Here is a 22,810-nt window from a genome sequence, read left to right on the forward strand (position 1 = left end):
GACTACCCTTTTGAGATAATCTCTTTTATCAATCTGATTATTTTAGAATACTAGTGCTTAAAATGCCGCACGCCCGTGGTTACCATCGCCATGTCGTTTGCATCGCAATAGTTAATAGAGTCTTGGTCACGAATGGAGCCTCCCGGTTGCACAACGGCCGTTACACCAGCCAGACGGGCAATTTCCACGCAATCAGCAAAAGGGAAGAACGCATCAGAAGCCATTACTGAGCCCTTCAGTTCAAACCCAAAAGCAAGTGCCTTGTCGATGGCCTGGCGCAATGCATCCACGCGCGAGGTTTGGCCAGTTCCGCTGGCAATCAGGCGGTTTTCGGTGGCCAACACAATCGTATTTGATTTGGTGTGCTTGCACACTTTCAGCGCAAACTCCAACGCCCGTACTTCTGCTTCGGTCGGTGCTTTGGCAGTTACGGTTTTAAATTGTGAAGCGGTTTCCACTACCAAATCTTTATCTTGCTCAAGTACTCCATTCAAGATGGTTTTAAACATCTTAGCGGGCAATTCCACATTTTTACGCTGAAGTAAAATGCGATTTTTCTTCGATTGCAACAACGCCAATGCCTCAGGCTCATAGGCGGGAGCAATCAATATTTCCATAAACAATTTATTCAATTCTTCGGCCGTGGCCACGTCAACGGTAGCGTTGGTAATAATCACTCCTCCAAAGGCAGAAACTGGATCACAGGCCAAGGCCGTTGCGTAGGCTTCTTTGGCGGTAGCTGCGGTAGCTACGCCGCAGGCATTGGTATGTTTGATGATGGCAAATGTGGGTTCGGTCCCAAATTCATCAATCAATGCTACACACGCATCTACATCGACCAAGTTGTTGTACGACAACTCTTTACCATGAAGTTTATCAAACATTGCCTCTAAGTCTCCGTAAAAAGTGGCCGCTTGGTGCGGGTTTTCTCCGTAGCGCAATGAATTTTGCGGCAACTCGGTAAACGCGTAAATATCCGGCGTCGATTTCCCCAAAAACCACTGATTGATGGCCGTGTCGTAATGGCTCGTGGTCGCAAAAGCCTCTTGCGCATAACGACGGCGATCTGAAAGTTCAGTGCTGCAATTTTTCTCGGTCAAAATGCTCAAAACATCCGCGTATTGCGTGCGCGACGATACGATGAGTGAATCTTGAAAGTTTTTGGCACCCGCCCGAATCAACGAGATTCCTCCAATGTCAATTTTTTCGATGATGTCTTCTTCACTCGCTCCCGACGCCACGGTTTCTTCAAACGGATACAAATCTACCACCACCAAATCAATGGCAGGAATCTTGAACTGAGCAGCCTGCGCTACATCACCTGCATCTTCGCGACGGTACAGAATACCGCCAAAAACCGCAGGGTGAAGGGTTTTGACACGCCCCCCAAAAATGGAGGGATAGCCCGTAAGGTCTTCCACCGCCGTCACGGGAATACCCATGTTCTCGATAAAAGTTTGCGTACCACCCGTCGAATACAGCTTAACGCCATTTTGGTGGAGAAGTTGGACAATAGGTTCGAGACCGTCTTTGTAATAGACCGAAAGTAAAGCCGATTGGATTTTTTTCATTGAATTGAGTGCTTCTGCACTGTTGATTATTTATCGTGGGGAATGAATTAATTATCCTGACGAACAAATCGTTAGTGCAGCAAAAGCGGTTAATTAACAACTGATTACATCACTGATAAAAAATGAAGCCGCAAAATTACTGCTTTTAATCTTAGAAAAGGAAGAATGAAAAAAGAAAACCTGCAACAAGGCGGGTCTTTAGGAAACCAGCGTTGGTGAAACCGTTTATATTCGTCGTGAAGCAACTAATCCAACAACTCCTCCCAAGCCCAGCACGGCCAGTGCAATGTGCCCATACGCATTAAAAAGCCATTGGGTCAAATAGAGGCTCGGAATCGTAATGAAAAAACCAATCGAAGTGACCAACGTCAGTGCTGTAGCCCGATAATCTGAGGGGGCGTTTTGCGAAACCAAGGTCGAAAACTGCGGCGAATCTCCCACCACACTGATGCCCCAAATAAACATTAATACCAGAAAAAAGAAAACAGAATAGACCGGGAGAAAAACACACAGTCCACAGCAAATGCACGAAATCAGCAGTGAAAACCAAGCCGTCTGGTGGCTTCCCCAACGCAGCGAAAGCTCGCCCGTCAGAACGCACCCCAATGCCCCCGAAGCAATGATACCAAAAGCAAACAACGGAACAGGCAGATTCTGGTGAGCAAGTTGATTATATGAAGTGATGAGAACTGGAACAAAAGCCCAAAAAGTATAAAGCTCAAACATGTGTCCGAAATAACCGAAAGCCGAGCGGCGAAAAGCCTTATTCTTAAACACATCTTGCAAAACGGCGGGATTAAAACGTCCAGCTACACGCCTAAAGGGTCCGTCTTTTACGAACACCCCAATCACAATTCCTCCCAAAACGGCCAAGCCCGAGGTAACTATAATGACATATTGCCAAGGCAGGCTGAGCGAAAATGATTTAAGAATATACGGAAACGCAGTTCCCAACACCAACGCACCCACCAAATAGCCTAAAGCTTTTCCTAATCCCGTTTCGTACCAATCACTGCAAATTTTCATGCCCACGGGGTAGACACCCGCCAGAAAGAATCCAACACCCAGCCGTGCCATAAACAGGCCTTCGAGCGACTGATAACTGACTAAAACTGACAGATTACAAGAAGCCGCCAGCGCGGCCGAAACCATAAAAATCCGCACGGGAGAAAAACGGTCGGCAATGGAGAAATAAGAATAAAAAAGCGTACCCAACACAAACCCCAACTGAACGGCCGTGGTCATAGTGGGCATAAAGGCCAAGGTTTGGGGGTGAAATGCCTCTAATGTTTGCATGACAGCATTGACCGCAAACCACAGCGACGTGCCCGCAAACTGCGCCACCACCACCAGCGGAAGAAGGTAAAAAGGTCGTTTCATTGCATTCAAAAAGCAATGTTACCAAAGAATAAGCGCTTTCTCAAAAGGAAATAGATTTTGATTCGTTTTTACTTTCATAGAAAAACCTTTTGACCTTTTTCTTCATGACGCTTTCTAAAATTACGCTGATTTTTGGCAGTCTTCTGCTTGGTATGCTTCAATTATCCTATGCACAACCCGCCGCCGAAATGGATATTTTCCAGTCGTTGCCTCCCGAAAAACAACTCAGTACGTTTAGTGGATTTCCTTGCGCTTCGTTTATCTTTATCGGACGCCAAGCCAAAGTCGTGAAGCCAATCAAAGTGGCAAGAAATGCCCCTTGGGTGTGGCGGGCACGTTTTTGGGGGCACGAGCCGCAGGCCGACAGTGCGCTGTTGGCTCGCGGGTTTCACGTAGTGTATTGCGACGTAGCCGAACTCTACGGCAACGCCCACGCTGTTGAAATCTGGAATCAATTTTACGCTTTTTTACATAAAGCGGGGCTTTCATCCAAAGTTGCGCTCGAAGGCTTCAGCCGCGGCGGGGTGTATGCCTACAATTGGGCCATCGCCAATCCCGAAAAAGTATCCTGCGTTTACGCCGACGCGCCCGTTATGGACCTAAAAAGTTGGCCAGGCGGGAAAGGACGAGGCCCCGGAAGCCCAAAAGACTGGGAATTATTTAAACAAGATTATAATCTGCAAACCGAAGAAGAAGCGGCGCAATTTAAAGGAAGCCCGCTCGACAACGTGGAGAAAATCGTCAAAGGAGGCTATCCGATGCTTCATGTGTGCGGCGATGCCGATGAGGTGGTACCCATTGAAGAAAATACTACATTGTTTGAACAACGCGTAAAAGCACTCGGCGGCAACATCACGGTTATTCACAAACCCGGCGTAAAGCATCACCCGCACAGCCTGAAAGACCCTTCGCCTATCGTGGCGTTTATATTACGCGCTACATGGCGAGATTAATGCGTTGTCGCCCTGAAACACTAACAATTTGAATAACACATGTCAAAAGCGTTTTTTCTCCCAATACTTTTTGTTGTTTTAAACACCGCCGCACAGGTAAAAATTGACAAATCAGCGACGACTATTTCGACGCGTTTTGCTCCGCCCGTTGGTTTTGAACGCAAAGCTTTCGAATCAAACTCCTTTGCATACTACCTCAGGCGTTTGCCGCTAAAATCTTGGAACAGCAACGTGTTGTATTTTGACGGGCGAACCAAAAATACGCCCAACGTGTACGTCTCCGTCGTAGATTTAGGCATCGGCAAAAGAGACCTGCACCAATGCGCCGACGCCGTGATGCGCCTACGGGCAGAATACCTGTATGCCCAACGCCGTCTTGATGAGATTCATTTCAATTTTGTGGCCGACGGGAAGCCGCGTTTTTTTAAGAATTACGCAAAGGGCGATTATAGTTACCCAAAATTCTGGAAATACATGGAGTACATTTTTATATCGGCCAATACCCGTTCTTTGCATGATGAATTAAAACCCATTACGATGTCAAAAATGCAAATCGGCGATGTTTTTATTCAGAAAGGAATTCCCTTTGGTCACGCTGTTATTGTAGTGGATATGGCCGAAAATCCAACAACGGGGCAAAAAGTGTATCTGCTGGCTCAAAGCTACATGCCCGCCCAAGAAATTCAGTTATTGGTCAACCCTCAAAATAACTCACTCAGTCCTTGGTATGAACTTAAAAATGAGACAATTACAACCCCTGAGTGGACTTTCGAGCCCGCTAACCTCCGTCGTTTTGCGGGCAATTAATCCATTTTTTATCCGTAAAAACCCACATTCTCAAGCGCTTTCCTTATCTGCATTTTTGCTCTGTTCGACGGCCTACGCTCAATCTGAATATCTCAAAGCTTATCCCGACTACATCGTTAGAATCACCAAAAATCAACTCATTTGGAAAGATTCCACGGTGATGCCGTTTGATGATGGACAAAAAAAAACGTTTGCTCAGCTGCTTCAAAATGCTGATTTAGAAGACCAATTAGCTCAAAAATACCCTTTAAGTCGCGTTCAAAATCCACCTACCATCAATCAAGACCCCGGTCGTTTTCGTTACGAGCCTTTTTTTCGAAAGATGTACGGAAACACAGAGGCCGAAGTCCGCAAAAAACTAACGGAGATTACCTGGCTGCCTAAAACCCTGAAAAAGAAGTTATTGGTAACACAAGTGAACGATGTTGACAAGCATTTTCAGGCTGTTTCTGATGAACTGGAAAAACATCCTGAATTACTAAAATACGTCAACAATCCTGCTGGAACATTTTCGTGGCGGGTCATCAGCGGCACCAACCGGCTTAGTATGCACAGCTACGGCACCGCCATTGATATTAACTTAAATCTCTCGCATTATTGGCAGTGGGACTGCCGCTGCAAGGATGAATCCGTCCAGCTCAAGTACCGCAACCTCATCGCCGCCCAAGTCGTAGAAATCTTTGAAAAACACGGTTTTATCTGGGGTGGCAAATGGTACCATTATGACACTATGCACTTTGAATACCGCCCCGAATTACTGCTAAAATAATTGACGTTAGCAAAAATACCTCAAAAACCAGAAATAGGTACAAGCAAAAAATCCACCTTTTATAGTAAACAGACGCTTGGCTGTCTACCCTAAAAGGCGGATTTTTAGTCTTAAAAACGGTTTATTATTCCGCTAAAAACGGATAACGATAGTCTACTGGCGAAACAAAAGTTTCTTTTATAGTGCGAGGCGACACCCAACGCAATAGGTTCAAAATAGAGCCCGCTTTGTCGTTCGTTCCCGAAGCACGCGCCCCACCAAACGGCTGTTGTCCTACCACGGCCCCCGTGGGTTTGTCGTTGATGTAAAAATTCCCAGCGGCATTTACCAATTTCTTGCTTGCCTGCTCAATTACGTAGCGGTCTTGGGCAAAAATAGAGCCTGTCAGCGCATAAGGTGATGTTTTGTCGACCAATTCGAGCGTTTCTTCAAATTTTTCGGGTTCATAGACATATATCGTCAACACTGGCCCGAAGATTTCTTCACACATCGTGGTGTACATTGGGTCGGTAGTGAGCAGTACCGTAGGCTCAATAAAATAGCCCGTTGATTTGTCATAATTTCCACCCGCGATGACCGTCACACGAGGGTCATTTTTGGCATTATCAATATAGCCCGCGATTTTATCAAACGATTTTTCGTCAATGACGGCGTTGATAAAGTTGGAAAAATCTTCCGTAACGCCCATTTTCATGCTTGCCAAATCGGCAATCATATAGCCTTTTACTTCTTCCCATAAGTTGGCAGGGATGTAGGCTCGCGAAGCCGCCGAACATTTTTGTCCCTGATACTCAAACGCGCCGCGCACCAGTCCTACCGCCACCGCTTTGGCGTTGGCTGACGAATGCGCTACGACGAAGTCTTTACCGCCTGTTTCACCCACAATACGCGGAAAGGATTTATAAATCGAAAGATTATCGCCAATGGTTTTCCAAATGTACTGAAACACTTTTGTACTGCCCGTAAAATGAATTCCTGCAAAGTCGGGATGGCGCAAAATGACATCCCCAGCCACGGGGCCATCTACATAAATCAGGTTAATAACGCCGTCGGGGACGCCTGCTTCTTTGAATACTTTCATCAAGACATTGGCGGCGTAAACTTGCGTAAGCGCGGGTTTCCATACGCATACATTACCCATCAACGCCGCCGAAGTAGGCAAGTTTCCCGCAATCGCCGTAAAATTGAAGGGCGTTAAGGCAAACACAAACCCTTCCAACGGACGGTGCTCCAAGCGGTTCCAAACACCCTCCGACGACTGTGGCTGCTCACCGTATATTTGGGAGGCATAATGCACATTAAAACGCAAGAAATCAATCATTTCACAGGCCGCATCAATCTCGGCCTGATAGGCATTTTTGGATTGTCCAAGCATGGTTGCCGCATTGATTTCGGCGCGATACGGTCCCGCCAGTAAATCAGCCGCTTTCAAGAAAATGGCGGCCCGATGTTCCCAACTTAAATTTGCCCAATTTTCACGCGCCGCCAAAGCTGCCTCAATGGCTTTTGTCACGTGCGACGCATCCCCTAAAGAATAATACCCAAGTACGTATTGGTGGTCGTGGGGAGGCGTCACGGCGTGTTTATCCTCCGTCATAATTTCCTCGCCACCGATGTACATTGGTATCTCTATTTGACGACTTCGTGCTTCCACAAGGGCCGCTTTGAGCGCGGCCCGTTCGGGCGAATTCGGTGCGTAAGATTTGACGGGTTCGTTCTTGGGAACGGGTACGTTGAAAAATCCAGTAGCCATAATATTGTGTTTGTTGATTTTTGGATGAATGTTATTTCCAGCTAAGTCCCATGTTATAAAACATAAAAGCATAAATATCCGCCGTTTGTTCCAACGACTTAGCGGTATTGCTTGCACCGTGTCCGCTGTTCACGTCAACCCGAATCAAAAGAGGATTTGTGGTGGTTTTGGCGGCTTTGGCCTGCAATTCGGCAATGTATTTAAACGAGTGCGCTGGCACCACGCGGTCATCATGGTCGGCGGTTGTGACGAGCGTAGCGGGATAATTAACGCCTTCTTTGATGTTGTGCAATGGCGAATAGGCGTACAAGTTTTTAAAATCTGTGGCATTGTCGCTGCTGCCATAATCGGCAATCCAGTTCCAGCCGATGGTAAATTTATGAAAACGAAGCATGTCCATCACGCCCACTTGCGGAAAAGCCACTTTGGCCAACTCAGGCCGCTGATTCATTACTGTTCCGACCAACAAGCCTCCGTTGGAGCCACCGCGCAACGCTAAACGGGCGTTGGAGGTGTATTTTTGGGCAATCAGGTACTCCCCTGCCGCAATAAAGTCATCAAATACATTCTGCTTTTGAAGCCGCATTCCTGCTTCGTGCCATTTATCACCGTATTCGGCCCCGCCGCGCAGGTTGGCCTGAGCATATACGCCGCCGTTGTCCAAAAACGGAATCAATACGGGACTGAAACTAGCCGTTAGGCTGATGTTAAATCCACCATAGCCGTACAAAATAGTAGGGTTTGTTCCGTCCAATTTCAGCCCTTTTTTATAGACAATAAACATCGGAATTTTGGTGCCGTCTTTGCTAGGATAAAACACCTGCTTTGTCTCGTAATCACCGGGGGTAAAGGTCACTTCGGGATTACGGAACACGGTACTTTTGCGCGACGCAATGTCGTAACTAAAAATCGTGGGGGGATAGTTGAACGAAGAAAACGTATAGAAAACCGTTTTGTCCTCTTTTTCGCCACCAAAACCACCCGCTGAGCCTAAACCAGGGAGCGGTACTTCATTTTCAAGCTTTCCGTTCAAATCGTACACATAAGCGCGGGTCGTTACGTCTTTGAGGTACGTCACAAACATTTTCCCACCCGCCGTACCTGCGCCCTGCAATGGTTCGGGTTTTTCAGGGAGAATTTCTTTCCAATTTTTCTCGTCAGGATCGGCTGGGTCAAAAAGAACTACGCGCTCATTTTTGGCATTTTTATTGGTACGAAGTAAAAATTTATTTCCCACATTGTCTACGATTGAAAACTGATCGTCTGTAATTTCCGCGACTACGGGCTTAAATTCTTTTTGGCCACTTTCGCGATAAAAGAGCGCATTTCCGTCTTTCCCTTTGCCTCTATCTGAAATATTCAGGAATGAAAACCGCTCATCTTCACTCACATACACTCCGTGAAAACGCTGTGGATTTGCTTTGTCTTCATACACCAATTCATCCGCTGACTGCGCGGTTCCTACTGTGTGAAAAAACACTTGGTGGTTTTCATTTTTTGCCGCCAACGCGCTGCCTTCAGGTTTGGGATAACGGCTATAGTAGAAGCCATTTCCTTGCCACGAAGCCCCCGATACTTTTACCCATTCTATTTTGTCGGCGAGCATTTTCAGGGTTTTCATATCCATGATTTGGTATTCCTGCCAATCGGAGCCACCCTGAGAAAAACCACAAACCGCATAATCTCCTTTTTTGGACAAACTAAATACCGTCAGCCGCGTGGTGCCGTCGGCCGAAAGTTTGTTGGGATCCAACACCACTTCGGGCGCACCGCTCATTCCTTTTTGGCGGTACAACACCGACTGATTTTGCAATCCGTCGTTTTTATAAAAATAAAAATACTCTCCCTTGCGGCGCGGAGCCGAGTATTTGGGGTAGTTGTATACTTTTTCCAATTGCTGTTTGATGAGGCCTCGGTAGGGTATTTTTTCCAAATATCCGAAAGTGACCTTGTTTTGCTCCATTACCCAAGCTTTGGTGTCAGCGGCGTTATCGTCTTCGAGCCAACGATAGGGATCGGCTACTTTTGTACCATGGTAGTCATCGGTATGAGCTACTTTTCGGGTGGTGGGATAGGTCATTTGGGCGTGTAGAGTGACGGAAAACAGAGCGAGAAAAATAAAGGGTTTTACCATAATGGAATACGCGTTTGGATGAAGTGTTTGGCAAAAATAAAAAATGTCGCCCTCTTGTCAGAGAACGACACCTAAATAGTTTATTTTAACACCTTTTTTAAGGTGATACCAATGTATAGTTATTAATGGTTCCGCCCGTTTTTTGGCTTCCAGAGGTGCGGGTCATTACAAATTCGATTTCAGTAGCCGAGTTTATCGTAAACTGTATGGTTCCGTTGGTGCCCGTTGGCTGTGGTGTCAAATTCTTCAATATTAGGGTGTTACCCGCAGTTGTTTCCTGCACTTCCCACTGACCCGTAAAAGTATTTCCATCCCACTCTTTCAACGTTGCGGAGGTAGGGCTGCTCAAATCCAACCGAAAATTAAGATACCCTGGTGTTGGATTGGTAGCGGCTCCCTTGGTATACACTACGCTCGAACCATGCTTAATCAATTGCGCGCTCCACACTCGTCCGATAATTTCGCTTAAAGGTTTAGGTTTCTTCTTGCAGCTTGAAACCATCACGGTACCTACCACTGCAATCATTACAAAAACCGTAAAAAAACGTTTCATAAATAGTTACTATTTTAAGTAAAATTGATTCTTCACAATTAACTCACTATACAAAACCCACGCCAAAGGTTTAATATTGCGCTCGAATATCAGTTTTTTTCGAAAAACTTACAAGCTTTCGGCGCAAAACCTATTCAATGGTACATTTAACTCGTCATATACCCAAGACGAAAAAAAGAGGACACACGTTGCATCGCTACTTCTTTTTTAATCTGGGCTCGCTTCTCACGGTAAACGAAGAGATTGCCAAGTAACCATTTGCCAACCTTCCTTGCGCTTAATATACACATCTGTAAAACGAAAACGGGTATTAAGTTGTTGGCCGTTGCTGACTACTTTGGCGGCACATACCCCCGTAATAATAGCCGTTTTATCGTAAATCCTTACTTTCAGCTCGTCGGCTGTCATTTCATTGTAGACCAATTTACCGTCCTTTATAGATTGAATGAAAGAGGCTTTCGTGTCAATCAATCCGTTGGAGTGGCAGTAAATTATATCTTCACCCATTACTTGGTTCAGGTACGCATAATCTTTGCTAACCAATGCGGCAAAGCGTTTTTTCTCAATGTCGGCAACCAATGTCTCTTTGGATGTTTGAGACAATGCCACGTAACTTTTAAATACCCAGAGCAGCAATATGGCCCCGATGAGGGTGAACCTTGATATATTTTTCATTTTCAATCAAATTATTGGAAAACTAATGCACAAAACTACAAATTCTTTTTCTTCATTTCCTCAACGGCATGGTTGGCCGCCCGGGCTGTAAACGCCATAAACGTCAAGGAGGGGTTTTGGGTGCCGATGGACGTCATGGCCGCCCCGTCGGTGACAAATACATTTTTACAGGCGTGCAATTGATTCCATTTATTGACCAGCGAGTTTTTGGGGTCAGCGCCCATCCTTACACCGCCCATTTCGTGAATATCCAGTCCAGGATTACGTTTATCATCTACCAAACGAATATTTTTAAAACTTGCTTTGTCCAACATTTCGGCCACTGTGGTATGAAAGTGTTTAATGATTTTCAGGTCATTGTCATCATATCCTACCGATGTAATCAGCTGCGGAATACCGTATTTATCTTTGTGGTCTGGGCTGAGCCGTAAATGGTTTTCAAACTTAGGGATCGTTTCGGCCTGAATCTGCACGTACAAATGCCATGGCCCAGGTTGACTGTTTTTGTCTTTCCAATCAGCCCCAAACCCTTCTTGTCCCGCCGCATTTCCCCAGCCACCACGGGCCGCGCTCAGCGCCACGAGATACCCCCGCAAAAAGTCGGTTTCTTGTTTATGCACATTCTGATAACGCGGCATAAATCCCGACGTTGGCCGCCTACCAAAATAATATTGATCTTCAAAGCCATCAATATCAGCATAAACGTTCCCGCGATAATTGTGAAAAGCCACAAAATGGCCGAGCAGCCCATTGTCATTTCCCAACCCTGCCGAAAAGCGGTTGGAGGTTGAATTGAGCAAAATCTGGTTGCTTGCCAAACAAGAAGCATTCAGAAAGATGATTTTTGCGTAATATTCAATCACCTCTTTGGTATTAGCATCAATAATCCGGACGCCTGAGGCTTTGCCCAGTTTTTCGTCATAAATAATGGAATGAACCACCGAATGTGGCCTCAGCGTGAGCTTCCCTGTTTTACGCGCGGCTGGCAAGGTAGATGATTGAGAACTAAAATACGCACCAAAAGGACAACCCCGATAGCACAAATGCCGCGCCTGACACTGCGCCCGGCCAAGGGCCGTATGCCAGGGTTGTGGCTTGGTGAGGTGCGCACAGCGACCAATGATAAGGTGGCGGTCAGTGTAGTTAGCGTTCAGCGATTTTTGCAGGTGCTTCTCAACGCAGTTTAATTCCCACGGGGGTAAAAATTCCCCATCGGGCAACCCCTCCAGTCCATCTTTATTGCCACTGATGCCCGCAAATCGTTCAACATAACTGTACCAAGGGGCCATTTCATCGTAGGTGACGGGCCACGGAACCGCGAAGCCATCGCGGGCGGGCCCTTCGAAGTCAAACTTACTCCAACGCTGCACCTGCCGAGCCCATAAAAGGGATTTCCCCCCTACCTGATACGCCCGAATCCAGTCAAAGGGCTTTTCTTGAATGTAGGGTTGTTCGGCGTCTTTGGTAAAAAACTGCTGCGTGGCTTCGTCTAATGCGTAACACTTGCTTGCAATAGGATTTTCTTCTCTAAACGACGGTGGAAGGCGGTTATGGTGCTCAAATTCCCACGGATTTTTCATGGCCGTGGGGTAATCTGTGATGTGGTTTACATCGCGCCCGCGCTCCAACACCAACGTACGCAAGCCTTTTTCACAGAGTTCTTTAGCCGCCCAGCCACCCGATATACCCGACCCGATAACGATGGCGTCGTAAGTGTTTTGTTTTTGAGCATTGATATTCAAATACATATAGAAACGGTTTCTTTTGTAAACAACTATACAAGTAAATTCAGGAACTCGAAGGTACTAAGATTTATGATGGGAAGAAAAAGTGTTGATGTGTAAATAATTCCACACTTTCCTTTCCTACTGGCACACTTTTTTAAGCATTGCCTGTACAGCATTATTCATTCGCTGTATTATTCGAAATTCACTAATCTCTACATCAAAATGAAACGATTCATAATTGCTTCTCTCGCATCGTTGGTTTTCGTGGTTGCGTGCCAAAAAGTGCCGCTCACGGGCCGTAATCAGTTGATGCTTATCAACAGTAAAGAACTGTTACCCATGAGTTTTACCAGCTACAAAGAGGTGCTCGACACCAGCAAAGTGCTACGAAGCGGCTCTCAGGTGGAAATGGTCAAACGCGCTGGGCAACGCATCAGAAAATCCGTTGAAGCCTATTTGACTGCTAATAACTACAGTCAGGTATTGGAAGGATTTCAGTGGGAGTTTAACGTCATCGAAAACAAAGCCGTCAACGCTTGGTGTATGCCCGGTGGAAAAGTGGTTTTTTACACAGGTATTTTGCCCATCTGCCGCGACGAAACGGGTATTGCCGTGGTTATGGGTCACGAAATATCACACGCCATTGCCAGTCACGGCGCTGAACGCATGAGTCAGGGATTGCTCGCACAAGGAGCGCTCACTGCTGGTCAAGTGGGCTTGGGTGTTGCGATGGCCAACAAGCCCCAAGAAACCCAAAATATTTGGATGGGACTGTACGGGATAGCGGCCCCAGCAGCGGCCAGTGTGGGGTATATTTTACCCAATAGCCGCAATCAGGAAAGTGAAGCCGACCGTTTGGGACTTACGTTTATGGCTATGGCCGGCTATGACCCACGCGCTGCCGTTGACTTTTGGCAACGGATGGCACAGGCAAGTGGTGGTCAGAAACCTCCACAGTGGCTCTCCACTCACCCTGCTGACAATAGTCGCGTGTCCAACCTTCAGAAGTTGATGCCCGATGCGGTCAAGCTTTATAATAAATCAACCGGAAATACTAAATCAACGGGAAGACGATAGTTAATACAATACAACGTCGGCGAGGTTTTGAACCTCGCCGACGTTGCGACATTCTCTTAACCTTTCAAAAGTCGTGCTCTGATGGCCTCCGGAATGGGGGCTTTCTTTTTTTGGGCATAGTCATAAAATACCACCCGGGCAACACCTTCGGCAGCGATACGCTCATGGCGCGTACTGATGACCAGTTGTTGCAATTGAATACTGAATTCATCTACCGACTCAGGTTTGACCCGCGACGCAACCACAACCGTATCAGGATACGTGACGGGAAACTTATAACGGCAGTTTATTTCGGCCAAAATAGGTCCAATTCCTTCTGGTAAGGCCGCTAATTGCAAAAAATCACTAAAAAAACGAATTCGGCCAGACTCCATGTAACGTAGGTACGAAACATTGTTTACATGCTGCATGGCATCCATATCCCCCCACTGAACGGGTAGTTCGAGGTAAGAAGGATAGTCTTTGATAAATTCCTGAATAAAAAGCATGTTTTTAGGGGCGTTTCAGTATTGTAAATTCAATCAATTATTTTCCTGGGCGGCCAAATACGTATAATCGTTGAGGATAGTTAGCAAAAAAGTACGTGGCTCGGCAATATTATTAATACTGAGCACATTAGACACCTTTTCGGCCGTTTGGGCCGTCAATTCTTCATTACGTCTGGCCAGTACTTGCCGAATTGTTTCAATATCACGGTCAGTTAATTGGCTCACTTCTGCATACGTAACTTTATAATCTTCGGGAAGTTCTTGATAAACTACTTGGCTAAGCTGTACGCGCTTGGTCGTTTTTATGACGGTTGTACCCGCCGCAATGTCACCTATTCGCTGGCCTTTTCCATTGGCCGCTATCGCAATAATGGCCACAATCGGCGTAAAAATACCCGTATCAATAATCAACAATAACCACCGCAACAGGTACGCACTCAGCGTTGGTTTGTTACCATCTAAGCGCACCACCCGAATATTCATGGCCCGTTTTCCCAACGTTTGCCCATTTAAAAAATATTCAGCAAGCAAAGGATAAAGTAAAACGGGTAGTATAATGGTTAAAACCATCAAAAACATAGATTGATCATCGCCCAATTTGAGCAAAGAAAACAACCCAAACCACGCCATGGCCCACCCCAAATAAATCAATCGATCGATGATGGTCGCCAAGATACGGTCTCCCACACTGGCTGGTTCATATTCTAATTCAACATTTTGGGAAGTTTGGATACGGACAGACATTTTTTCGGGTGGAAAAGGATGAATTTGTGAATGAGTGAATAGTTTTTTATAACTTTTCCGCAAAATAGACAATTCGTTTATTTACTCATTCTATCATTTATTCATTTTAATGAAAGAAGCTGTTTTTGTCAAACGAAATACGGAAAAGTGGCAGGAATATGAGTCCACCCCCGCCCACGACCCCGACCGACTTACGGAGCGATTCATTGAATTGACCGATGACCTTTCGTACGCCCGAACGTTCTATCCCAAATCCACTGTGACGCGTTATCTCAACGGGGTGGCGGCTCAGTTTCATCAGAAACTCTATTCCAACCGCCAAGAAGACCGCAACCGTATTGCCGCTTTTTGGAAACACGAACTGCCCCTTTTGATGTTTGAATCGCGGTTTAAGTTGCTGTATTCATTCCTGTTTTTTTTCGGTGCTTGTATTCTGGGCTGGCTATCGGCGGCTCACGACGACACTTACGTCAGACTCATCATGGGCGATGCGTACGTAAACCAAACCCTTGAAAATATTAAGAATGGGGACCCATTGGCTATTTATGGTGGTACGGGTCAAGCCGATATGTTCATGCAAATCACCGTCAACAACATTAAAGTTTCGTTTGTTGCGTTTGCGCTGGGTTCTTTTTTTTCGTTTGGCACCATCGCTATTCTGTTTCAAAACGGCGTTATGTTGGGTTCTTTTCAGTACTTTTTCTTCGAACGCGACCTACTATTAGCTTCTATTTTGAAAATATGGATTCACGGTACGCTCGAAATATCGGCCATAGTCATTGCGGGAGCTGCTGGATTGGTAATGGGACACAGTTTACTTTTCCCTGGCACCTACAGCCGACTAGAATCCTTTAAACTGGGCGCAAAAAAGGGCATGAAAATTGTCATTGGCCTGGTACCCGTCTTTATTGCTGCGGGATTTTTAGAAAGTTTTATTACCCGGCTTACCCTGCATCCTGTAGTCAGTAGCAGCATCATTATTGCTTCGGCCCTGTTTATCGTGTGGTATTTTGTTGTTTACCCACGAAAAATTTACCACCAAATGACCTTCTCTTAATTTCCTACTAACGCCCAATCTTTCTTTACCATGAAACCACCTATCCAATTACAACAGGAGCGCGATTTTGGACAAAAAATCAATGTAACATTTGAGTTTATTATCCAAAATTTCAAGCCGTTGATGCTTTCTCTTTTGTACATTGCAGGCCCGCCAGCACTGATTGGCGGCTTTTTTATGGGAGCATATCAATCCAATATGCTCTCGCTCCAACAGCAAATCTTAGGCTCCGACGACGTCGACAGTTCGCTTTCGAGTATTTATTCCATGGGTTCATCCATGTTACTACTGTTCATCTTCTTGGGAGCGGCGAGTCTGGCCGCCACGTTAGTGGTCAATGCTTACTTGATTGAGTATGAAAAAGGGAACCGAGATATTACCCCCGAAATCATGTGGAATCGGGTGAAAGAATACATCGGTAAAGGCGTAGGATTCAGCATTGTGATGGTAGCCGCGGTCATTGTAGCAACGATGTTTTTTCTCCTTCCGGGCATCTACGTGGGGGTTACGCTCTCGCTGATGTACATGGTCATGATGCGCGAAAACCTCGGTTTGGAAGCTACGTTTCGGCGGTGTTTTTATCTCATTAATGATAAATGGTGGTCTACATTCGGTCTGCTGATGATTATGGGAATCATCTCGGGCATTATCGGTTATGTGTTTCAGATTCCGACAATGATTATCACCTTTTCTTCTATTCTTCAAATTGGAGACGGCATCAATACTTTTTGGACTACTGTGGGCGGGGTTATCGGAACCGTGGGTTCTGTCCTTGTGAGGTCATTGGTATTGGTAGCATTGGGATTTCAGTATTATAATTTAGTAGAACGTCGGGATGGTTCGGGGATTTTGGGCGCGATTGAAGACATTGGTAAAAACGACACACCGAGAATTGACCGGCGGGAAGAAGAATTTTAATAATCATGAGAGGAGAAGTTTTGTCAGAAGAATTAAGGACTTCACTCCTTCGATACCTTGATTTGTCAAAAACAAACCGCCTGTTTGCTTATTGATTTTTATTTTTATTGAAATACATGCACCCCGAATCCTTTGTACAGAAATGAAATCGGCCTCGCGCGACCAAATTTACGAAGACCTCAAAAATGCCCGTTCCAATTTTCGTAAAACAGAGTTGGAAGGCATTGATTTGAGCGGAATGGATTTGTCGGGGGCAGATTTTCGGTTTTCTGATTTGTCAGGGGTTAATTTCAGCAATTCAATCTTAAAAAAAACAAACCTCAGTTTTTCCAATCTTGACGATGCCAATTTTGAAAATGCCGATTTGACAGATGCCAATTTGAGCTTTTCATCGTTGGTCGAGACCAACCTCACCAACGCCAAGATTGCGGGGGCAAATTTCAGTTTCTCAGGCATCAGCAAACGAAACCCCGCTGACCGTTTTGCCTCTCTCACCCATTTTTTATACCGAACAGGCTGGTTTGGGACAGTCATTGGGATTTTTATCGGGGCGTTTATTTTCTACGGAGTCAGTGCAGTCATTTATTTTACGCACCAGATTCTGACCGCCTCCGACCCGCGCTTGGCCATGCTCAACCAATACATTGTTGGAAATAATATTTCGGGTGGAATCATCACGGTTCTAATTACCAATTGGCTATCTAGCCCGCTGGAAAAGTACTTCAAAGCTGCATGGCTTCAGCACTTTGCACTCTCGTTGATTGTGGGAATTGGCTATTTGGGCTTAATAACATTTTCTTATTTTCAATTCGGCGACAAAATCATCACCGATGTGCTGGAGAAGTTTCCCAATCAAGTCACCAACAGCGCTCCCTGGTACGTGTATGTTCTTTGCCCCATTTTTGTCGCCAACGTTTTTCATTATTTTCAAAAACAGGGCAAACAGCTTACGCTCATCATTACCGAGCAAGAACTGCAACTTTCGGAATTAGAAAAATCAAAGACCAAAGCCGAATTGGAAGCACTTCAGGCCAAGATCAATCCTCATTTTTTGTACAACTCTCTCAACAGCATCGCGAGTTTGGTTCATATTGACCCCGATAAAGCTGAACAGATGACGTTGCTGTTATCGAAATTATTCCGATACGTGACCAATAAAAAAGCGGATTATTTTGATTCGCTCGACAACGAATTGGAAATGGTCGCGACCTACCTCGAAATTGAGCAAGTGCGCTTCGGAGACCGTCTGTCTTTTAAAATCATTGTTCGCGACGAAACACTCCGAAACCTACCCGTTCCCCGTTTTTTAATTCAGCCCGTGGTTGAAAATGCCATCAAGCACGGCATTGCGCGTATTGCCGACCGTGGCGTGATTGAAGTCCGGGTCACTAAAGAACAAAATCTGCTACGAATTACGGTCCACGACAACGGCCCGAGCTTTCCCGAACCCATCAGTGGCGGGTATGGCTTGCAAAGTGTTCAGAACAAGCTCAAGCTGCTGTATGGCGATAAAGCAGCGGTGTCCCTCCAAAATCTTCCCCTCAAACAAGTCATTCTTGAGTTGCCTTTTGCGCCGTAATTGGTAAGTCGTCAAATAAAAGGCTAATTTTGTGGCAATTACTAAAAAACGCACCATTCTAAGCAAGGTTCGGAATTCCCAACCGCTTCTTTTGGTTTTGATTTTATCCTCCCACAATAGCAGGACTCCCAATAAATGACAAAATTTGATTTTAAAGATTTGATATTATTTGAAAACGAAGATTACATCGTTATCAATAAACCGCCACACGTAGCCACCATTAACGAACGTACCGCCGACAAATCGGTGAGTATTCTTCGGATGGCCAAGGAATATAGTTTTGACGCTCAGGTAGCGCACCGCTTGGACAAGGAGACCTCGGGCGCATTGGCCATCGCCAAAAACCCCGAAGCCTACCGCCATTTGGCCATGCAGTTTGAACACCGAGAAGTGACAAAACGCTACCACGCCGTAGCCAACGGCCTGCATGATTTTGACAGTATTTCGGTATTTTTACCGATTTCACCCGTAAAAGATGGGACCGCCGTAAAAATTGACCGTCAAAAAGGCAAGGCGGCCGAAACCGTATTTTTTACGCTCAAAGCCTTCCGTCGACATACATTGGTAGAATGTATTCCCATCACAGGCCGAATGCACCAGATACGCATCCACTTACAATGCCTCAAAGCACCCATCGTGTGCGACCCAACCTACGGCGGCGCCAACGTGCTTTTGTCTTCGCTGAAAAAGGATTATAAATTAAAGCAAGAGACCGAAGAGCGTCCTATCATGCAACGGGTTGCGCTGCATGCGTTCTCACTTTCGTTTCAGTTAATGAACGGCGAAACCATCAAAGTAGAAGCGCCCTACCCCAAAGACTTTGCGGTATTGGTGAAGTTGTTGGAGAAGAATAATTAAGTAGGCAGTAGGCAGTAGGCAGTAGGCAGTAGGCAGTAGGCAGTAGAAAAACAAAGTTTTGTATTAATTACTGCCTACTGTAAACTGAAGACTGATTACTTATAAATAGAGAGGCACTTTTGCCATCCAGTCGTTTACTTCCTGTTTTACGGCTTCGATTTTTGCATCGTTGTCGGCATTCATTAAGACGGTATCCATCAAATCAACAATGCGCTCCATATCGGCTTCTTTGAGGCCGCGAGTGGTCATGGCGGGCGTTCCCACGCGCATTCCCGAAGTCACCATCGGTGATTTAGTATCAAACGGAACCATGTTTTTGTTTACCGTAATATCTGCTTTGATAAGGGTATTTTCGGCCAACTTACCCGTCAGCCCTTTCGAGCTCAAATCAATCAGCATCAAGTGATTATCTGTGCCTCCTGAAATAATTTTATAGCCTTTTCCTACAAACGCGGCGGCCATAGCCTGCGCGTTTTTACGTACCTGAACGGCATATTCGGTATAATCATCGCTCAACGCTTCGCCAAAAGCTACGGCTTTGGCCGCAATTACATGCTCCAACGGACCGCCCTGTGTACCGGGAAATACGCCAGAGTCAAGCAACGACGACATCATACGAATATCTCCTTTGGGCGTAGTGATACCAAACGGGTTAGGAAAATCATTCCGCAACATAATCACCCCGCCACGCGGTCCGCGCAGGGTTTTGTGCGTAGTTGTAGTAACGATGTGGCAATGCTCAAGCGGATCATTCAATAACCCTTTGGCAATCAGACCCGCTGGGTGCGAAATATCCGCCAAAAGAACCGCACCGATTTGGTCAGCTATGGCCCGCAGACGTACATAATCCCAATCGCGGCTGTAAGCAGAAGCACCGCAAATCATCATTTTAGGACGCTCTTTGAGGGCTGTAGCCTCTACTTTGTCCCAATCAATCAGTCCAGTTTCTTGCTCTACACCGTAGAAAAACGGCTGAAAATACTTACCAGAAATGTTGACTGGTGAGCCGTGGGTCAAGTGACCGCCATGCGCTAAGTTGAAGCCTAAAATTTTATCACCGGGCTGCAAGCACGCCAAAAACACGGCCGTGTTGGCCTGAGCTCCCGAGTGGGGCTGTACATTGGCCCAAGAGGCTCCAAACAATTCTTTAAGGCGGTCAATCGCAATCTGCTCAATTTGATCCACTACTTCGCAGCCACCGTAGTAACGTTTGCCGGGCAAGCCCTCGGCGTATTTATTGGTCAACACGCTTCCCTGAGCTTCCATTACTTGCTTAGAAGTAAAGTTTTCAGAAGCAATCAGTTCAATACCCGACTCTTGGCGGTGGTGTTCTTTAGCGATCAAATCAAATATTTGGGTGTCGCGCCCTGTTGTCGTAGCAACCATTGGATTTACAATTTGGGATTTACGAAATACAAAATGGGGAAATGTTTCGGCAAAGGTACAAAGACGCGTTAAAACTTACAGTGTTATTCTGTAAACCTTTGAAATTCATATTAACTTAAATGACATCCGATGGTAATGGCAGGGACCAAACGCCTCAATGGCGCGCCGGTGAACAGGAGTCGGATAACCCACATTTCTAGCCCAACCGTAATGCGGAAATTCTTCGGAAAGCCGCTCCATGAGGTCGTCACGATAGGTTTTTGCCAGCACCGACGCCGCCGCGATGCTCATAAATTTGGCATCTCCTTTCACAATACAAGTATGCGCTACAAAAGGGTAAGGTGTAAAACGATTTCCATCCACCAGCAAATGTTCGGGGCGCAGTGTCAGCTGGTCCAACGCGCGATGCATGGCCAAAAAACTAGCTTTTAGAATATTGATTTGGTCAATTTCTTGATTAGAGACCTCCGCTACGGCCCAAGCTAATGCCACTTCGGTGATTTCGTTACGCAGTTGATTGCGCTGCACTTTGGTGAGCTGCTTGGAATCATTGAGCAAAGGATTCGTGTACTCTTTGGGTAAAACAACGGCCGCCGCTACCACGGGGCCCGCCAAACACCCACGGCCTACTTCGTCGAGTCCAGCTTCAATGAGATGGGGATGATAAAAAGGTTTCAGCATGTTGTTTTTAGAAAATAAAACGTTTGCAATAACAGACATTCACCTTAAAACAGACGTATATAATTTAAGGTCATATCTTTGACGTCGGCCGCAATTTGGGTCTGGCGGGCAATTTACTTAATTTTGTTTCGAGGTTATATCTCCTTTTCTATTTTTGCCATGCGTTTAACATTGTTATTTATATTGTTGTGTTTTCAGGTTGTGGCCCAAAAAAGTGCCGCTGACACCCTAAAAACAGGCGGAATTATCAGTACAAACTATTTTGGGATTCCCAAAGATACCTCCGTTTATCGCATTAAAGTGGGCGATAAACTCCGTATCCAGAGTCTAAATGCCCTCGAAATCATCTATCCGCAAGGTGGAAATATCTCGGTGGGAAATTCCCCTATGACTGGCGGACAGGCAAGCGGTACGCCCGCGTATCTCGCTACGGTAGATTTAAAAGGCCAAATCATTCTGCCTCAGGTAGGACGCATCAGCGTGACTGGACTTACCAAATCAGAAGTGGCAACTGAAATAGAAAGGCAATATCAACAATTGATAAATAATCCCGTTTTTGACGTTGAAATCACCAACCGTCGTATTCAGGTGTTAGGGGCGGTGGCTAAGCAGGGAGTCATTACGATGGATATGGAAAAAGTAACCCTGGGAGAAGTCATTGCGATGTCGGGAGGGATTGATTTCACAACCGCCGACAATTCCATTAAGCTGATTCGCACACGCTCAGGCATACAACAAGAAATCAGTTATGATGTTCGAAATCTGAGTGACCCAGCCGTGGCTAACATCCCGATTTTTGATGGCGACTATGTGTTTGTGCCCCCATCTAAAAGCAGTTTAAGGGTGATAAAAAATCAAAAATTCTCTAGCATTGTACAACCCATTGCCCTGACTTTAAATGCCATAGCCATATTGCTGGGGCTTTACATAACCATCAGCCGAAACTGATCCCACCCGCTATGTTTTCGTTTTTAAAAGGTTCCAAAAGCAAATCTCCGCAGGCCGTATCGCTGGCTGCCATCGAAAGCGATTGGCATTGCCACATCCTGCCTGGAATTGACGATGGCAGTCAGAACGAAGAACAGAGTTTAGAAATGCTGCATTATTATGTACAAATGGGTATCAAAAAAATCGTCGCCACCCCTCACGTACGAGCCGATTTTTATAAAAACACCCACGAAACAATCACGGCCGCTTGTCAAAAAGTACAAAAACTGATTCAATCGCATAACTTACCGTTGGTTTTGGAAGCTTCGGCAGAGTATTATGCAGATGAAAACTTTTTTGAGCTCATCACACACGGTCAATTATTACCCATTGAAAATCAATACATTTTGTTTGAATTACCCATGCAAAACGCCAGTCTCTGGGGCGTTAAGTTGGCCGAAATGCTTCAGAAGAAGGGTTATACGCCCCTCTTAGCCCATCCTGAGCGCTATCGTTATTGGCACAACAAACCGAAAGAATGGAGCCTTTGGAAAAACAACGGGGTCTGTTTTCAACTCAATCTATTATCATTGACGGGGTTTTACGGCGCGGCCGAACGGCGAGCCGCCGAGCAATTGCTGGAAGCAGATTATATTGATGCCGTCGGAACGGACGCCCACGGGCTACGACATTTGCAAAAATTAAGCGAATTGACGCAAAATCCTCTCTTTGAGAACATACAACAATTACCTTTGCTCAACCGTCTGGGCTAA

21 protein-coding genes are annotated in these 22,810 nt (G+C 45.8%); 10 read left to right on the plus strand and 11 right to left on the minus strand.

From position 1 onward, the window contains the following. Window positions 1-50: 50 nt before the first annotated feature. Window positions 51-1,571 (minus strand): bifunctional phosphoribosylaminoimidazolecarboxamide formyltransferase/IMP cyclohydrolase, encoded by a 1,521-nt coding sequence (gene purH, locus DR864_RS16280; RefSeq protein ID WP_114067981.1) that lies wholly within the window; start codon window positions 1,569-1,571, stop codon window positions 51-53. 225 nt (window positions 1,572-1,796) lie between these two features. Continuing rightward, window positions 1,797-2,951, minus strand: a complete 1,155-nt coding sequence (locus tag DR864_RS16285) for an MFS transporter (RefSeq protein WP_114067982.1) — start codon at window positions 2,949-2,951, stop codon at window positions 1,797-1,799. 104 nt (window positions 2,952-3,055) lie between these two features. On the opposite strand from DR864_RS16285, the gene DR864_RS16290 reads away from it, so the two are divergent. The 3 genes from DR864_RS16290 to DR864_RS16300 are packed head-to-tail and all read left to right on the plus strand — an operon-like array spanning window position 3,056 to window position 5,480. Next, entirely contained in the window at window positions 3,056-3,904 is an 849-nt protein-coding gene (locus tag DR864_RS16290; RefSeq protein WP_229599401.1) for an alpha/beta hydrolase family protein, read from the plus strand. A 39-nt stretch (window positions 3,905-3,943) separates the two neighbouring features. After that, window positions 3,944-4,711 carry a DUF4846 domain-containing protein gene (locus tag DR864_RS16295; RefSeq protein WP_114067983.1) on the plus strand — a complete coding sequence of 256 codons (768 nt, stop codon included), beginning with the start codon at window positions 3,944-3,946 and terminating at the stop codon, window positions 4,709-4,711. Beyond that, window positions 4,644-5,480: a M15 family metallopeptidase gene (locus DR864_RS16300; protein WP_114067984.1), complete on the plus strand. Its 837-nt coding sequence runs from the start codon at window positions 4,644-4,646 to the stop codon at window positions 5,478-5,480. The genes DR864_RS16295 and DR864_RS16300 overlap by 68 nt, the downstream gene beginning before the upstream one ends. A 124-nt stretch (window positions 5,481-5,604) precedes the next feature. Here the strand turns inward: DR864_RS16300 and pruA are convergent, their stop codons facing one another. The 5 genes from pruA to DR864_RS16325 all read right to left on the minus strand — a co-directional run bounded on the left by pruA (window position 5,605) and on the right by DR864_RS16325 (window position 12,343). Next, on the minus strand, window positions 5,605-7,233 hold the full coding sequence (gene pruA / locus DR864_RS16305; protein WP_114070317.1) for an L-glutamate gamma-semialdehyde dehydrogenase: 1,629 nt from the start codon (window positions 7,231-7,233) through the stop codon (window positions 5,605-5,607). Between the two features lie 31 nt (window positions 7,234-7,264). Next, window positions 7,265-9,367, minus strand: a complete 2,103-nt coding sequence (locus tag DR864_RS16310) for a prolyl oligopeptidase family serine peptidase (protein WP_114067985.1) — start codon at window positions 9,365-9,367, stop codon at window positions 7,265-7,267. Window positions 9,368-9,464: 97 nt separating this feature from the next. After that, window positions 9,465-9,920 (minus strand): hypothetical protein, encoded by a 456-nt coding sequence (locus DR864_RS16315; protein WP_114067986.1) that lies wholly within the window; start codon window positions 9,918-9,920, stop codon window positions 9,465-9,467. A 225-nt stretch (window positions 9,921-10,145) separates the two neighbouring features. Continuing rightward, window positions 10,146-10,595, minus strand: coding sequence for a nuclear transport factor 2 family protein (locus DR864_RS16320; protein WP_114067987.1), 450 nt, complete (start codon window positions 10,593-10,595; stop codon window positions 10,146-10,148). Between the two features lie 35 nt (window positions 10,596-10,630). Further along, complete coding sequence (locus DR864_RS16325) at window positions 10,631-12,343, minus strand: GMC oxidoreductase (protein ID WP_114067988.1); 1,713 nt, start codon at window positions 12,341-12,343, stop codon at window positions 10,631-10,633. Between the two features lie 201 nt (window positions 12,344-12,544). Between DR864_RS16325 and DR864_RS16330 the strand changes: the two genes are divergently transcribed. After that, a complete protein-coding gene (locus DR864_RS16330) occupies window positions 12,545-13,399 on the plus strand; it encodes a M48 family metallopeptidase (protein ID WP_205319118.1) in 855 nt (284 codons plus the stop codon). Between the two features lie 56 nt (window positions 13,400-13,455). On the opposite strand, the gene DR864_RS16335 is transcribed toward DR864_RS16330, so the two are convergent. Further along, window positions 13,456-13,887 carry an acyl-CoA thioesterase gene (locus DR864_RS16335; protein ID WP_114067990.1) on the minus strand — a complete coding sequence of 144 codons (432 nt, stop codon included), beginning with the start codon at window positions 13,885-13,887 and terminating at the stop codon, window positions 13,456-13,458. Window positions 13,888-13,920: 33 nt separating this feature from the next. Continuing rightward, a complete protein-coding gene (locus tag DR864_RS16340) occupies window positions 13,921-14,631 on the minus strand; it encodes an RDD family protein (protein ID WP_114067991.1) in 711 nt (236 codons plus the stop codon). 109 nt (window positions 14,632-14,740) lie between these two features. Between DR864_RS16340 and DR864_RS16345 the strand changes: the two genes are divergently transcribed. The 4 genes from DR864_RS16345 to DR864_RS16360 all read left to right on the plus strand — a co-directional run bounded on the left by DR864_RS16345 (window position 14,741) and on the right by DR864_RS16360 (window position 19,043). Continuing rightward, the gene (locus DR864_RS16345) at window positions 14,741-15,688 is read left to right on the plus strand and encodes a stage II sporulation protein M (protein WP_114067992.1); all 948 of its coding nucleotides are present in this window, start codon (window positions 14,741-14,743) and stop codon (window positions 15,686-15,688) included. A gap of 30 nt (window positions 15,689-15,718) precedes the next feature. Continuing rightward, complete coding sequence (locus DR864_RS16350) at window positions 15,719-16,606, plus strand: hypothetical protein (RefSeq protein ID WP_114067993.1); 888 nt, start codon at window positions 15,719-15,721, stop codon at window positions 16,604-16,606. 142 nt (window positions 16,607-16,748) lie between these two features. Next, the gene (locus DR864_RS16355) at window positions 16,749-18,185 is read left to right on the plus strand and encodes a pentapeptide repeat-containing protein (RefSeq protein ID WP_114067994.1); all 1,437 of its coding nucleotides are present in this window, start codon (window positions 16,749-16,751) and stop codon (window positions 18,183-18,185) included. Window positions 18,186-18,320: 135 nt separating this feature from the next. Then, the gene (locus DR864_RS16360; protein ID WP_114067995.1) at window positions 18,321-19,043 is read left to right on the plus strand and encodes an RluA family pseudouridine synthase; all 723 of its coding nucleotides are present in this window, start codon (window positions 18,321-18,323) and stop codon (window positions 19,041-19,043) included. A gap of 99 nt (window positions 19,044-19,142) precedes the next feature. Here DR864_RS16360 and glyA read toward each other — a convergent pair whose 3' ends face one another. Together glyA and rnhB are read right to left on the minus strand one after the other, a co-directional pair. After that, window positions 19,143-20,429, minus strand: a complete 1,287-nt coding sequence (gene glyA, locus DR864_RS16365; protein WP_114067996.1) for a serine hydroxymethyltransferase — start codon at window positions 20,427-20,429, stop codon at window positions 19,143-19,145. 105 nt (window positions 20,430-20,534) lie between these two features. Beyond that, window positions 20,535-21,110 (minus strand): ribonuclease HII, encoded by a 576-nt coding sequence (gene rnhB, locus DR864_RS16370; protein ID WP_114070318.1) that lies wholly within the window; start codon window positions 21,108-21,110, stop codon window positions 20,535-20,537. A gap of 159 nt (window positions 21,111-21,269) precedes the next feature. Here rnhB and DR864_RS16375 point away from each other — a divergent pair, with 159 nt between their 5' ends. Together DR864_RS16375 and DR864_RS16380 are read left to right on the plus strand one after the other, a co-directional pair. Continuing rightward, window positions 21,270-22,058: a polysaccharide biosynthesis/export family protein gene (locus DR864_RS16375; protein ID WP_162793892.1), complete on the plus strand. Its 789-nt coding sequence runs from the start codon at window positions 21,270-21,272 to the stop codon at window positions 22,056-22,058. 11 nt (window positions 22,059-22,069) lie between these two features. After that, window positions 22,070-22,810 carry a tyrosine-protein phosphatase gene (locus DR864_RS16380; protein ID WP_114067998.1) on the plus strand — a complete coding sequence of 247 codons (741 nt, stop codon included), beginning with the start codon at window positions 22,070-22,072 and terminating at the stop codon, window positions 22,808-22,810.

The sequence above is a fragment of the Runella rosea genome (assembly GCF_003325355.1).
GTDB classification, from domain to species: Bacteria; Bacteroidota; Bacteroidia; order Cytophagales; family Spirosomataceae; genus Runella; species Runella rosea.

Bases quoted from the DNA above. Each gene is read 5' to 3' on its own strand.
- DR864_RS16285 (WP_114067982.1), bottom strand. From the start codon at position 2,951: ATGAAACGACCTTTTTACCTTCTTCCGCTGGTGGTGGTGGCGCAGTTT.
- DR864_RS16300 (WP_114067984.1), top strand. From the start codon at position 4,644: ATGAGACAATTACAACCCCTGAGTGGACTTTCGAGCCCGCTAACCTCC.
- DR864_RS16375 (WP_162793892.1), top strand. From the start codon at position 21,270: ATGCGTTTAACATTGTTATTTATATTGTTGTGTTTTCAGGTTGTGGCC.
- DR864_RS16330 (WP_205319118.1), top strand. From the start codon at position 12,545: ATGAAACGATTCATAATTGCTTCTCTCGCATCGTTGGTTTTCGTGGTT.
- DR864_RS16315 (WP_114067986.1), bottom strand. From the start codon at position 9,920: ATGAAACGTTTTTTTACGGTTTTTGTAATGATTGCAGTGGTAGGTACC.
- DR864_RS16350 (WP_114067993.1), top strand. From the start codon at position 15,719: ATGAAACCACCTATCCAATTACAACAGGAGCGCGATTTTGGACAAAAA.
- DR864_RS16340 (WP_114067991.1), bottom strand. From the start codon at position 14,631: ATGTCTGTCCGTATCCAAACTTCCCAAAATGTTGAATTAGAATATGAA.
- DR864_RS16310 (WP_114067985.1), bottom strand. From the start codon at position 9,367: ATGGTAAAACCCTTTATTTTTCTCGCTCTGTTTTCCGTCACTCTACAC.
- rnhB (WP_114070318.1), bottom strand. From the start codon at position 21,110: ATGCTGAAACCTTTTTATCATCCCCATCTCATTGAAGCTGGACTCGAC.
- DR864_RS16290 (WP_229599401.1), top strand. From the start codon at position 3,056: ATGACGCTTTCTAAAATTACGCTGATTTTTGGCAGTCTTCTGCTTGGT.
- DR864_RS16355 (WP_114067994.1), top strand. From the start codon at position 16,749: ATGAAATCGGCCTCGCGCGACCAAATTTACGAAGACCTCAAAAATGCC.
- purH (WP_114067981.1), bottom strand. From the start codon at position 1,571: ATGAAAAAAATCCAATCGGCTTTACTTTCGGTCTATTACAAAGACGGT.
- DR864_RS16295 (WP_114067983.1), top strand. From the start codon at position 3,944: ATGTCAAAAGCGTTTTTTCTCCCAATACTTTTTGTTGTTTTAAACACC.
- glyA (WP_114067996.1), bottom strand. From the start codon at position 20,429: ATGGTTGCTACGACAACAGGGCGCGACACCCAAATATTTGATTTGATC.
- DR864_RS16335 (WP_114067990.1), bottom strand. From the start codon at position 13,887: ATGCTTTTTATTCAGGAATTTATCAAAGACTATCCTTCTTACCTCGAA.
- DR864_RS16345 (WP_114067992.1), top strand. From the start codon at position 14,741: ATGAAAGAAGCTGTTTTTGTCAAACGAAATACGGAAAAGTGGCAGGAA.
- DR864_RS16380 (WP_114067998.1), top strand. From the start codon at position 22,070: ATGTTTTCGTTTTTAAAAGGTTCCAAAAGCAAATCTCCGCAGGCCGTA.
- DR864_RS16320 (WP_114067987.1), bottom strand. From the start codon at position 10,595: ATGAAAAATATATCAAGGTTCACCCTCATCGGGGCCATATTGCTGCTC.
- pruA (WP_114070317.1), bottom strand. From the start codon at position 7,233: ATGGCTACTGGATTTTTCAACGTACCCGTTCCCAAGAACGAACCCGTC.
- DR864_RS16325 (WP_114067988.1), bottom strand. From the start codon at position 12,343: ATGTATTTGAATATCAATGCTCAAAAACAAAACACTTACGACGCCATC.
- DR864_RS16360 (WP_114067995.1), top strand. From the start codon at position 18,321: ATGACAAAATTTGATTTTAAAGATTTGATATTATTTGAAAACGAAGAT.